This is a genomic window from Pseudomonas sp. 6D_7.1_Bac1 (genome assembly GCF_025465945.1).
Lineage (GTDB): Bacteria > Pseudomonadota > Gammaproteobacteria > Pseudomonadales > Pseudomonadaceae > Aquipseudomonas.
The window spans coordinates 63,453-76,456 of record NZ_JANLNW010000034.1; the positions used below are offsets into that span (position 1 = coordinate 63,453).

The following is a 13,004-nucleotide window of genomic DNA, read 5'->3' on the forward strand; positions in this document are numbered from 1 at the left end:
ATGAGCTTTCAGCGTCGTGACAATACGGGGTTTGTGTCCCAGCGTTCATCGCTGGACAGCGCTGGGTGGGTGCTTGTGATGATGCTCGCGCTCATTGTCCGGTTTCACGACATCAGCCTGCCTTATTTCTGGACCGATGAAGCCTTCTCGGCGTTGGTGGGGGTTCAGTCGCCGGAGCGTATCTGGTTTCACCTGGGGCATGACGTTCATCCGCCGCTCTATTTTTTATTGCTCCATGTCTGGATGTCTGTCTTTGGTGAGGGTGTGTTTGCGATTCGGGCCCTGAGCGCGCTCGCGGGTGTCGCGACCGTCATGTTGGGTGTCTGGTTGATGCGATTGATCACCACACCGAGGGCGGCCTTGTTGGCCGGGCTGTTTCTGGCCTTGCTGCCGATCTCTGTTCGCTACAGCCAGGAAGCTCGAATGTACACGCTGGAGGGCGTGTGGCTGCTGGGGGCAACTATTGCCTTGGTCTATTGGATCAAAAGCGCTCGCAACCGATACCTGGCGAGCTATGTCGTGCTCATGACGGCCGCTTTATATACACATTACCTGGCCGTTTTATGTTTGCTGTCTCACTGGTTATACCTCGTTGTCTTGCGCCTTCAGCGAGATGAAACGCTGCATTACCTTTCGCGGCCGATATGGTGGGTCGCCAATGTGGCCATTGTTATTCTTTATATCCCCTGGTTGATCAGCCTGGGCGATGAGCTGTTTTTAAATACAGAGAAGCTAAAGACGGGAGGGGATATTTTCTGGATACCTGAATTAACGATTTATACGTTGCCTTCAGCGGTCTGGAAATTTTTAACGGTGCAGAACGGACTGGAGTTTGCACGCCCGGTTTATCTCATGCTTCCGGTGCTGGTGCTGGCATCGGTGGTGTGGGTCGGGCTCAAGGAACGAAGCAGATTAAAACTTGAGCTATTGCTGGTTATCTATGTGCTTTTGCCGGTGTTGATTGTATTTATGGTGTCGTTCGGTTTTGCCATGTTTGTTGAACGGTACGTGGCCTTTGCGGCACTTGGCTTGCCGATGATTGCGGCGTTGGCCGTCAGCCGGATTGCACGTCGCACGCTCGCCCTGGCGTGGGCGTCTGTCCTGTTGATTGTCGGCGTTCAACTCATGGGGCTGAATACTATCTATAAACAACAAGATGATCTGGATGATCCGCGCAATGAATCCCTGTACCCGCTTGACAATATTGTGTCCCGTATCAATGAGAACGCTATCGTCGGGGATAACATCATTGTGGATGGCGCGTACTGGTATTACAGCGTTGCTTACTATAATCGCTCCGACATTCAACCACGGCTGTATCAGGCACCCTGGGATAACAGCACGGCTAACCGACCCAACGGCTATGGCGCATCCACGTTGATTTACCAGGACCGAGATAAAGTATTTCTCGACAACCTTGTCAGCGTATCGCCAGACATCAAGCGAGTGTGGTGGGTGACATCGACTCGCCTGGTGGATGATGAAAACCACTTTCCCGGCAATTGGCAGTGCGTGTTCGCGCAAGGCGCGGGGGACATGGAGCTTCGACTCTATGTGACCAGCGCCTCCGCGCAGCGTACCACCGGCGGCTGTTCTACCCAGCCACCGGAGGGTCACGAGTATGCGTTACACGGCATTGGCCTCAAAACTGTCAGCCCGAGCCATCTGCCACATCCGTGAGTAGAACTCGCCATTCACTTCCCCGCCCAGCAACTCGCCGGGTTTGAGGAACACATGCAGTTGGGAAAACAGTTTGATCTCGGTGGCCGACATGCGTCGTACCAGATGTTTGGCGGACAACTGCGACGGGTGTTCGAGGCCAGCGGCGGCAAGCATTTCGGCCAGGGCCTTGAGGGTGCTGCGGTGGAAGTTGAAGACACGTTGGGCCTTGTCCGGCACCACCAGTGCGCGTTGGCGCAGGGTGTCCTGGGTGGCGACGCCGGTCGGGCACTTGTTGGTGTGGCAGCTTTGCGACTGGATGCAGCCGATGGCGAACATGAAGCCACGGGCCGAGTTGGCCCAGTCGGCGCCAATCGCCAGCACGCTGGCGATGTCGAAGGCACTGACGATCTTGCCGCTGGCGCCGAGTTTGATCTTGTCCCGCAGGTTCAGGCCCACCAGGGTGTTGTGCACGAACAGCAGGCCTTCGCGCATCGGCACGCCGATATGGTCGGTGAACTCAACGGGTGCTGCGCCGGTGCCGCCTTCCTTGCCATCGACCACGATGAAGTCCGGCAGGATGCCGGTTTCCAGCATGGCCTTGGCAATGCCCATGAACTCCCAGGGGTGGCCGAGGCAGAACTTGAAGCCCACGGGCTTACCACCGGACAGTTCACGCAATTGCTTGATGAAATGCATCATTTCGATCGGTGTGGAAAACGCGCTGTGGCGTGACGGCGATACGCAGTCCTGACCCATCGGAACGCCGCGAGTGTCGGCGATTTCCTGGGTCACCTTGTGTTTGGGCAGGATGCCGCCGTGGCCGGGTTTGGCGCCCTGGCTCATTTTGATTTCGATCATCCGCACTTGCGGGTCCTGGGCCTGGGTGGCGAAGCGTTCCGGGTCGAAACGACCGTCGGCGGTGCGGCAGCCGAAGTAGCCGCTGCCCAGTTCCCAGGTCAGGTCGCCACCGTTTTCGCGGTGATAGGGGCTGATGCTGCCTTCGCCGGTGTCGTGGGCGAAGTTGCCGAGTTTGGCGCCCTGGTTGAGGGCGCGGATCGCGTTGGCGCTCAGCGAGCCAAAACTCATGGCCGAGATGTTGAACACAGAGGCTGAGTACGGTTTTGTGCATTGCGGGCCGCCGACAATGACCCGAAAACCGCTCGGGTCACTCACGGGCGCCGGGCGCATGGAGTGGCCGATGAACTCGAAACCCGACTGGTACACGTCGATCAGCGTGCCGAAGGGTTTGTCGGCGCTTTCGTTCTTGGCCCGCGAATAGACCAATGAACGCTGGGCCCGGGAGAAGGGCAGGGCGTCACTGTCGGATTCGAGCAGGTACTGGCGGATTTCCGGGCGAATGCCTTCCACCAGATAACGGATATTGCCCAGGATCGGGTAGTTGCGGCGTACCGCGTGGGGGCTTTGCAGCAGGTCGAAAATCCCCAGCAGGCTCAGCAGGCCGGTGACGATTGAGATTGGCCAGAGCCAGTCGTATTCAAGAAACGGCAGACTGGCGAGGGTGAACATCACACAGACGGCAAAGAAGGCGTAGCGGCTCAGGAGTGACAGGCTCATACGGTTTCCTTGGGTTCGGACTCATTGGTTATGCACGATGTACTTCAGTGTGGCGAGGGAGCTTGCTCCCGCTGGACCGCGAAGCGGTCCCAAAAAAATGGCACCGCGTTCAGTCAGGTAAAACCCGTCAACCGGTTTGCGACTGCTGCGCAGCCGAGCGGGAGCAAGCTCCCTCGCCACAACGGTGTTCACTCAATACATCGATTTTTTATCAGGCATTTTGTGCCTGGAGAAATATCGAGAACAGTTCGGACTGGGATTTGATCCCCAGCTTGCTGTAAATGTGTTTCTTATGGACTTTCACGGTTTCGGCAGAGATTTCCAGCTTACGAGCGATTTCCTTGCTGGAGCAACCACTGAGCATCCACCGTCCGACATCCAGCTCTCGGGCTGTCAGTTGTGCGCCCTTGAGCTGTTTCACCGAGGCTTCGAGGCGAATGCGCCAGTCACTGTGTCGGGCCGGTTGCGCAGGCGCCAGTGTTTCATTGCTCTCAAAGGTCAGGCGCTGACGCAGCAAACTCAAGACCCACGACTGGATCAGCGAGAGCAGGGCTATCTGTTCGCTGCTGAAACGCTGTTTGCTGCCCAGCGAAAGACACAGTGTGCGGTCGCCCTCAAGCTGGCAATTGAACTGGATTTCGTCGGCCACCACATTCAGACGAAAGTAGCGCTGGTAATACTCGGTCAGCTCGAAGTGCTCCGGCGCCACTTCGGACAGGCGGTAGAGGCCGGTGCGCAATTGCTCGCGGCAGGCAATGTAGAAGGGGTCCAGCAGGAACAACCCCTTGAGGTAGTCCTGAAACAATGGGTCAGGGCTGCCACCCTCGCTCGGGCTTTCGGCGAACACCTGCGGGCGTTGATCACCGTTGAAAAGCAGCGCGACCCAGCTGTCGAAGGTCACGTACTGATTCAGCAGGCGCAGCAGTTGCGTCCAGAAGTTGGGTTTGTCCAACGCGTCAATCAACTGCCCGACCGAGCGGTGCCAGGCGATGTCTTCCAGCGAGTGCGTCATTGTTTGTCTCTGTCGGGCCTGGCCAGTCGTTGCTGAGCATACAGGCAAACCGGTTTCCTGTAGGAGCAAGGCGCACCCTAAACCCGTAGCAGCCTTCGGCAGCTGCTACGGATTGCGCGGCAACTTAACCGGTCGCGACGTTCAGACGGTGGGTGTTGACTGTCGGATCGGCAGCTCGATCCGGAACGTGCTGCCCACCCCGACTTCGCTGCGCACCGTAATGTCCCCGCGGTGCTTTTTCATGATGCCGTAAGACAATGACAGGCCTAACCCTGTCCCTTGGCCCACGGGTTTGGTGGTGAAGAAGGGATCAAAAATCTTCTGCAGGCTTTCGGGCGCGATGCCTGAGCCGGTGTCTGCAATTTCGACCCAGACTTTTTCCCCGACAACCCCATTCCTCAGGGTAATGGTCCCGCGTTCGGGGCCCATGGCCTGGGCGGCGTTGACGATCAGGTTCATGATCACCTGATTGATCTGCGAGGGCAGGCACTCGACTTCGGGAAGCGCCTGGTACTCCTTGACTACGTCGGCCTTGTACTTGAGTTCGTTGGCGACAATGTTCAGCGTCGAGTCAATGCCCACTTGCAAATTGACCCACTGCCACTCCTGGCTGGCGTCCACACGGGAGAAGTCCTTCAGGTCCCTGACGATTTGCCCGACCCGGTTGATGCCATCCTTGGACTCCTTGATCAGCAGCGGAATGTCTTCACGCAGAAAGTCCAGTTCCACGTGTTTGCGCAGCGCTTTGAGTCGATCGAGCAGCTCAACGGAGCCAATGGCTTCTTCGGCCCCCTGATAGGCATCGAGCATGTCCTGCAATTGCTTGAAGTAGCCATCCAGTGCGCCGAGGTTTGAAGAAATGAACCCGATGGGGTTGTTGATCTCATGGGCGACACCGGCCGCCAGTTGCCCCAGAGAGGCGAGTTTTTCTGACTGTACCAACTGGCTTTCGAGTTGCTTGCGCTCGTCGATTTCCTGTTGCAGTTCGACGCTCGCTTGCTGGAACTGTTGAGTCCGCCGTTCCACCAGGTGCCCCAGTTGATCCAGTTTCACGCTGGCGCGCTCGGTCATGTCCCATTTGCTGGTGAGCGTATTGGCCATCTGCTGGACTTCGATGTTGTCGAAGGGTTTTTTCAGGATCAGCAACCGGTCGTGGGCCTGCAAGCGATTGAGCAGTTCATCCCAGGAGTAATCGGTATACGCGGTACAGACCACCACCTGCAGGCGCGGATCTGCTTGCCATAAATGCTCGATGGTTTCGGCGCCGTCCCAGCCCTGGGGCATGCGCATGTCGACGAACGCCAGTGCATAGGGGTGATTGTCCTGTCGGGCCTGGACCAGTTTGCCCAAGCCTTCCTGGCCGCCATAGGCCGAATCCAGTTCGAAGCTATGGCTCATCGCTTTGACTTCGGTACCGAACAGCGCGGATTCCATCTCGTCCAGTTCGCCATGTTGCGGCAGTACGGGCGTGAGGATCTTGCGAAAGTCGTCATGGATCGACGGTGTGTCGTCGATCAGCAGAATGCGTCGGTTCGATGGCTCGCTCATGTTTCACCTTCGGCGATTTTCAACGGGATTTTCAAGGTGAACAGTGCACCTTTGCCCGGACCGTCACTGTGGGCCGTCAGGTGACCATTCATCTCGATGGCGGCCAATGCACAGCTGTGCAGACCAAAACCGTGACCTTCCTTGCGGGTGGTGAAGCCGTGGGCAAAGATCCGGGTCATGTTCTCGGCAGAGATGCCTTCGCCTTCGTCCTTGACGCTGACCTGCAGCGTGGCGTCGTCGACCACCTTGACCCCCAGGGTCATTTCCCGGGGGCGATCACTGAGCTCGGACATGGCGTATTTGGCATTGCTGATCAGGTTGATCAGAATCAGCAACAGCCGGTGTTTATCGCCCATCACTTTGGGCACCTCGGCGTAGTCCTTGACCACCGTTACATGGTGGCGGGTCAGGGCGCCCGAGTTCATGCGCAGGGCGTCTTCGAGCAGTTCGCTGACCTGCAGGGGTTCCATCAGGCTGTTGGCGCCGGCGTAGGACTGTTGAGTGGCAACGATGTCCTTGATGTGGTCGACGCTTTTGCTTAACTGCGCCAGTTCGTCGGTGATGGCCTGTTGCTCAACGGCAATGGCCTCTACCAGTTGATTCAGGTAAGCGGGCAGCAATTTGCCTTTTTCGTCTTCGGTGATGAAGTGGCCGAGGTCGCTCGGGTGTTCGTTGATCAACTGCATCGCCTTGCCCAGACCCAGCGCCTTGCTGGTGCGCAGTTTGCGGGTGACCAGGTCGGCGGAGATATTCACGCTGTTGAGCACATTGCCGACGTTGTGCAGCACGTTGGTGGCGATCTCGGCCATCCCGGCCTGGCGTGCGGTGTCGAGCAGCTCGCTTTGGGTGTCCTTGAGTTCACGGGTGCGCTCTTCGACCCGACGTTCCAGGCTTTCATTGGCGGCTTGCAGGGCCCTGTTGACCCGGTTGATCACCGCGAAGCTGCGCAGCAGCCGAACGGCAAGATAGAGCATCAACAGGACCAGTAGTGTCGAAAATGCCAGCAAGTAGAAGTGATAACGCTGGTCGATCGCATCGCTTCGTTGTTCATCTTTATTGAACAGGTTGGTGATGTCGTCCAGGCGTGCAGCCACGGGTACGGCTTCGATCTGCTCCAGCAGACTGTTGACCACCGGTTGTTCACGCAGGATCAGCGCGATGTGTTTGTTGAGAATGTCGATCTGCGCATGAAGCTCGCTGGGCAATCGCAGTTTGTTTATCGCCAGTTTGTTCTGTCCCACCAGGATATCGGCGGCCTTGTCGTCGGAGGTGACCTGGGTGAACTCGAGGCTGCTGAGCAGCAGGTCGTAAGTGTCAGTGGCGATGTTCTGCAGTTGCAGCTTATCGTCGCCCGGGAGGCGGGCGATCTGGTTCTGGATAGAGTCTTCGGCCGTCGGCAGGAATGCCAGGGAGTTGCGCAGTACTGCGTTGTGGGACTTGAACTTCTCCACCAGCCGGGTCTTTTCCTTGAGTGCGTCGAGGTAGGCGTCATAGCTGGCTTGCCAGATGGCCGAGTCGCTGCGGTCGTGGCTGGGTTCGATAGCCTCGAATTGTTGCCACAGGCGAGTCATCTCGGTCAGGGGCGAGACCAGCGGATCGTAGTCGTGGCTGATGGCGATCCTGGCCTTGAGAATCTCGGTCTCCCATTGCGCGTTGAGTTGCTTCATCCGGCCGATCAGGTCTCGAGATTCGGGATAGCTTGAGGCCTCGTCGGTGCTGGCCTTGATGTACAGGAACACTAGCGTGGACGCGAGCAACAGGGTTATGCCGCTGAGCAGCAGCAGGCTGAGTCGACGGGACACTTTCATAACGGTTTGCCTCCCCATTCACCGGTCAGGGTTCTGAGGAATTGGATGATCAGTGCCTTGTCTTCTGCGGAGGGGACACGCCCCAGTTGATACTTGAACATCACATCGACGGCGTCTTCGAGGGTCTTCGCCGAGCCGTCGTGAAAGTACGGCGCGGTAACGGCGACGTTGCGCAGGCTGGGAACCTTGAACACGTTGCGGTCCTCTTCGTCCTTGGTCACCAGATAACGCCCAAGGTCCGATTCGGTCGGATTGCCCCGGGCCTGAAAGTAGTCGTCCATGACCCCGAACTTCTGGAACATGTTGCCGCCAATGTTCACGCCTTGGTGGCAGGCAATGCAGCCGTAATCCTTGAAGCGCTGGTAGCCGTACTTTTCATCGAGGCTGAGAATGTCGGTATTGCCCTGCAGGTACTGGTCGAAACGCGAATTGGCGCTGAGCAATGTGCGCTCGTAGGTGGCCAGTGCGTTTTGCACATTGGCGGCCGTGACCCCGTCGGGATAAGCATTGCCGAACGCTGAGTGGTAGGCCGGGTCAGTGGACAGCGTTTGCACCACGTGCTCCCAGTTGTTGCCCATTTCAACGGGACTTTGCACCATGTCGTGAATCTGGGCCTCGAGGGTTTCGGCCCGCCCATTCCAGAATTGCCTGAAGTTCAGGCTGGCATTCAACACGCTGGGGGTATTGATGCCCAGCGGCTGGCCGTTGAAACCGATGGAAAATGCCCTGTCATCGGCTCCGCCTTTTTCCAGGTGATGGCAGCTGGCACAGGACAGGCTGTTGTTGACCGACAACCGGGTTTCGTTGAACAACTGGCGACCCAACTCGACACGTTGAGGGTCTTGCACAGGCGCCAGCGGCAGCGGTTTGAGGGGTTCGTCCAGAGGCTCGGCGCTTGCCGTCAGGCAGAATCCGAGCATCAGTGCGGTGAGCAGCGTGGGTCCATAAGGCGACATCGGATGATTCCTTGGCTGAGTCCCTGCACCATTGGGTCGTCGGTCTACGTGTGCGGTGGTGTCTGCTGGCTGTGGGTCAGCAACTGCGCGAATTCTTCGGGGAGCACGGCTTTACTGAAGAAAAAACCCTGACCCTCCTCACACTGATGAGCCTTGAGAAAGTTCAGTTGCTCAAGGGTCTCCACGCCTTCAGCGATGATCGTGAGGTTGAGGCTCTTACCGAGGCTGATGATAGCGCTGACCAGCGCGGCGTCGTTGTTTTCATTGTTCAGCCCGCGAATGAACGACTGGTCGATTTTCAGTACATCGACGGGGAACCGTCGCAGGTAGCTCAGGCTTGAGTAGCCAGTGCCGAAGTCATCGATGGCCAGGCGTATGCCCAACGCCTTGATGGTATGCAAAGCCGTCACAGTGTCCTCGACGTTCTGCATCAACACGCTTTCGGTGATTTCGAGTTCCAGCAGCCTCGGATCGAAATCGGTCTGTTTCAGAATCTGCACAATGCCGTCGACAAAGTCGCGCTGACGAAAGTCGATGGCAGAAATGTTCACCGACATGTGTATAGGTGCGAACCCGGCCAACTGCCAGGCACGGGCTTGTCGACAGGCCTGGGTCAAGACCCATTTGCTTAAGGGCACGATCAACCCGCTGTCCTCGGCAACCCCGATGAAATCCGCTGGATAGACCCAGCCCTGGCCAGGTTTTAACCAACGGATCAAGGCCTCGGCGCCGACCACTTTGCCGGTGCGCAGATCGAGTTTTGGCTGATAGTGCAAGACGAACTCGTCGCGCTCCAGTGCCAGACGGATGCCCGATTCGATGCTTTGCTGTTCGCGCGCGCGCTGATTCATTTCGTCGATGAAAAAGCTGAAAGCGTTGCGCCCGTTCTCCTTGACGTTGTGCATTGCTGTCTCGGCTTTTTTGATCAGCGCCACGGCGTCGAAACCATCGTCGGGGTAGAGGCTGATGCCCAGACTGGCGGTCACGCTCAGATCCTGGCCGGCGATATGTTGCGGGGTGCTGATGGCGGTCAACAACTTTTCGGCAATGCCTTTGGTTTGCTGGGGATGACGGATGTCGCTGAGGATCACCACAAACTCATCAGAGCCGTAGCGAAACACCGAGTCGGATTCACGCACCGTGGCCACGAGTCGTTGCGCGACCCGTTTGAGCATTTCATCACCGATCGGATAGCCCAATGCGTTGTTGATGCGCTTGAACCGGTCCAGCCCCAGAAACATCACCGCCAGCTGTTTGTCATGTCGCCTTGAAAGGGCCAGGGACTGGGTCAGCCGGTCTCCCAGCAGGGTGCTGTTGGGCAGCTCGGTGAGTACGTCGTACTGCAACAGATGGGAAACTTTAAGCAACTCGTGAACGCGGTCTTCGATGGTGTGTTCCAGGTTGAGCATTTTCGTCGAGGCGTCCTGGGCCATTTGCCATTTCCAGGTCAGGGCACTGGCCATCTGGCGGATTTCCAGGCTGTCAAAAGGCTTTTTCAGCACCAGCAACTGGTCGCCGAACTCCAGACGTTCGGCCATCGCTTCCCAGGAGTAGTCAGAGAAGGCAGTGCACAAGGCGATTTGCAGGTGCGGGTCGGCCTCCCAGAGTCGTTCGATGGTTTCCAGGCCGTCCCAACCCGGCGGCATCCGCATATCGGTGAACGCCAGGGCATAGGGGCGGCCTTCGGACTGGGCGCGCTTGACCAGCTCCAGCGCTTCTTCGCCCTGGTAGGCGGAGTCGACTTCGAAGGTCGGGCGCACCACCGTACGTTCGCTGCCGAACAACGCCTGTTCGGCACTGGCCAGTGTCTGATCGTCTTGCGCGTCAGGGCTGAGGATCTTGCGAAAGTCCCGATGAATCGAAGGCATGTCGTCGATGATCAGGATGCGCCGGTTGGTGAGGGCGAATGATGGTTTCATCCTCTGTCCTCCGGTGGAATGGTCGAGTCTTCGAACCGCGGGTTTGTGGCCCCGGGGAAGGTCGGTGGCACGATGCTGCCGGCCATCAGGAGCGCCGCTGCCTGTTGGCTGCTGACGGCTTTGCTGAAGTAGTAGCCCTGAGCGTTCATTGGCGAGCCGGTGGAGATCAGCGAGCTGCGCTGTTCCTGGGTCTCGACGCCCTCGGCAATGATGCCGATCCCCACTTCACGGGCGAAATTGATGATCGCGCGAAGGGTGATGGCGCTGGCGGGGTCGCGGGTCGCGGTGTCAATGAAGGCCTGGGCGAGTTTGAGGTGGTTGACCCGATAGGTCTTGAGGTAATCGAACGAGGAGTATTCGGTGCCAAAGTCATCGATGGCTATTTTCACGCCCAACTCACGCAGGCGTGGCAGCACATCGTTGTGGGTCCATTTGGTTTGCGCCAGCGTTGCTTCGGTGACGTCGAAGCGCAGGTCCCAGGGGCAGAGGTTCCACAGGGCTGTGGTGCGCAGCACATCGTAGATCAGGTCCGGGCCGCTTTTGAGCTGGGCCAGCGAGAGCTTGATCGCAATCACGGGTGGCGCCATGCCGTCATCGCGCCACTGACGCATTTGCCGGCAGGCCCGATCCAGCAACCAGTGCCCAAGCGTGATGATGACACCGGTTTTTTCCGCCGCGGGAAGAAACATATCAGGCTCCAGCCATCCTCGTTCTGGATGATTCCAGCGAACCTGGGCCTCCATGCCGAGGATTTTCCCTGTGCTCAGATCGACTTCGGGTAAGTAGTGCAGTTCGAGCTGATCCCGCTCGATGGCTTGTTTCAAGTCGTTGGCGATTGACACCCGGTCGAGGACTTCCTGATTGATCTCCTCGGAGTGGAAGTGGTACTGGTTGCGGCCCTTTTCCTTGGAGCGGTACAGCGCCATGTCAGCCTGAGCCAACAGACTCTCGGCACTGGTGCTGCTACTGCTGTAAGTGCTGATGCCGATGCTGACCGAGACCCGCACATTGTTGCCATCGAGTGTGTAGGGCAGCACCAGCTCATCGCGGACCTTGCCCGCGAGGGCCGCCGACTGTGTCGGGTCGCTGGTGTCGAACTGAACGATTGCAAACTCGTCCCCGCCCAGGCGCGCCACCATGTCGTTTTCGCGGACACAGGCCTTGATGCGTCGGGCGACCTCTTGCAACAGCAAATCCCCGATGGGATGGCCAAGGGTGTCGTTGATGCGTTTGAAATGATCCAGGTCCAGGTAGAACACGGCGAATGTCGCCGCACCCCGGCGCGCGGCAGCGAACGCCTGGTGCAGACGCTCCAGCAGCGTCACGCGGTTGGCCAGCCCGGTCAGCCCGTCGGTGCGTGCCAGCAGGGAGATCTTCTCTTCGGCCAGTTTGCGTTCATTGATGTCGATGATGATGCCTTCGATTTCCAGCAAGCGTCCGTCGACGTCACGCACCGGCACGTAGCGGTTTTCGACCCAGCGCCAGTCACCTGTGCCGGTGCGCAGACGAAACTCGATGGACGCCCCGACAGCGTGGCGGTCGAGGACCCGGGCCATGGCGTTGTCGACTTTCCCCTGGTCCTCGGGATGAATCAGCTCCTGGGCCCAGTTTGTCGAGGCCACCAATTGCGCTGCGACGTGACCGAACTTGGTGATGTTGTGGGAGATGTACATCAAGGGGAACGATGGCTCGCCGCGCAGCCGGTACAAAATGGTCGGGCTGTTCTGCACGATGATGTTGGCGTCGGACAGCTCTCGGGTTCGTTCTTCGACGGCCTGTTCCAGCAGGTTCATCTTCAGTGCGGCGTTTTCGGTCATTTGCCATTTGACGGTCAGGGCGCTGGCCATCTGACGGATTTCGATGGCATCGAAGGGTTTTTTCAGGATCAGCAGGCGATCGCCCAGCTCCAGTCGCTCGGCGATATCGTCCCAGGAGTAGTCGGAATATGCGGTACACAGCGCGACTTGCAGCTTTGGGTCGACCTGCCAGAGCCGTTCGATGGTTTCCAGCCCGTCCCAGCCGGGCGGCATGCGCATGTCGATAAAAGCCATCGCATAGGGAAGGTCCTTGGCCAGGGCGGTTTCGACCTTGCGCAAGGCTTCCAGGCCCTGAAAGGCGTTGTCGAGCACGAAGCCCAGCTCTGAAGCCACCACTGGCGTGCCGAACAGGGCTTCTTCGGCGCTGCTCAAGGCATCGTCTTCGAGCGCGAGGGGGCTGAGGATCTTGGCAAAATCCTGATGAATAGAGGCCGTGTCATCGACGATCAGGATCCGTCGGTTGTTTCTCGCAAACGGCGCCGTCATTGCAATGCACCGCGGCAAATGACCCAACGCTGCGTTGTGTTCATGTGGCATCCTTTCCTGATCACAGACTGTTACGGGTGCAAATAATGGATCCAGGTTCCCAGAGCATAGTCCGCCACTGTTGAGTTCGCTGCCCGTTGCGTGGCAAATCTGTTGCGAACTGTGCTGAAAAAACGTCTAGCCTGTAGTTCAGGCCCACGGAGTAGGGGGATATCCCCTTG

8 protein-coding genes are annotated in these 13,004 nt (G+C 58.3%); 1 reads left to right on the plus strand and 7 read right to left on the minus strand.

What is annotated here, in order from left to right:
- Positions 1-1,680 carry a glycosyltransferase family 39 protein gene (locus NTD87_RS08830; protein WP_262113312.1) on the plus strand — a complete coding sequence of 560 codons (1,680 nt, stop codon included), beginning with the start codon at positions 1-3 and terminating at the stop codon, positions 1,678-1,680.
- On the opposite strand, the gene NTD87_RS08835 is transcribed toward NTD87_RS08830, so the two are convergent.
- From NTD87_RS08835 to NTD87_RS08865, 7 genes are all read right to left on the minus strand, one after another.
- Positions 1,627-3,237, minus strand: a complete 1,611-nt coding sequence (locus NTD87_RS08835) for an FMN-binding glutamate synthase family protein (RefSeq protein WP_262113313.1) — start codon at positions 3,235-3,237, stop codon at positions 1,627-1,629. The two genes, NTD87_RS08830 and NTD87_RS08835, sit on opposite strands and share 54 nt — an antisense overlap.
- A gap of 211 nt (positions 3,238-3,448) precedes the next feature.
- Positions 3,449-4,249, minus strand: a complete 801-nt coding sequence (locus NTD87_RS08840) for a helix-turn-helix transcriptional regulator (RefSeq protein WP_262113314.1) — start codon at positions 4,247-4,249, stop codon at positions 3,449-3,451.
- A gap of 141 nt (positions 4,250-4,390) precedes the next feature.
- A complete protein-coding gene (locus NTD87_RS08845; RefSeq protein ID WP_262113315.1) occupies positions 4,391-5,797 on the minus strand; it encodes an ATP-binding protein in 1,407 nt (468 codons plus the stop codon).
- Positions 5,794-7,605: a DAHL domain-containing protein gene (locus NTD87_RS08850; RefSeq protein WP_262113316.1), complete on the minus strand. Its 1,812-nt coding sequence runs from the start codon at positions 7,603-7,605 to the stop codon at positions 5,794-5,796. Before NTD87_RS08850 ends, NTD87_RS08845 begins: the two co-directional genes overlap by 4 nt.
- Positions 7,602-8,561: a cytochrome-c peroxidase gene (locus tag NTD87_RS08855; RefSeq protein WP_262113317.1), complete on the minus strand. Its 960-nt coding sequence runs from the start codon at positions 8,559-8,561 to the stop codon at positions 7,602-7,604. Before NTD87_RS08855 ends, NTD87_RS08850 begins: the two co-directional genes overlap by 4 nt.
- Before the next feature lie 44 nt (positions 8,562-8,605).
- On the minus strand, positions 8,606-10,480 hold the full coding sequence (locus tag NTD87_RS08860) for a putative bifunctional diguanylate cyclase/phosphodiesterase (RefSeq protein ID WP_262113319.1): 1,875 nt from the start codon (positions 10,478-10,480) through the stop codon (positions 8,606-8,608).
- Positions 10,477-12,783, minus strand: coding sequence for an EAL domain-containing protein (locus tag NTD87_RS08865; protein WP_262113321.1), 2,307 nt, complete (start codon positions 12,781-12,783; stop codon positions 10,477-10,479). Before NTD87_RS08865 ends, NTD87_RS08860 begins: the two co-directional genes overlap by 4 nt.
- Positions 12,784-13,004: the final 221 nt, after the last annotated feature.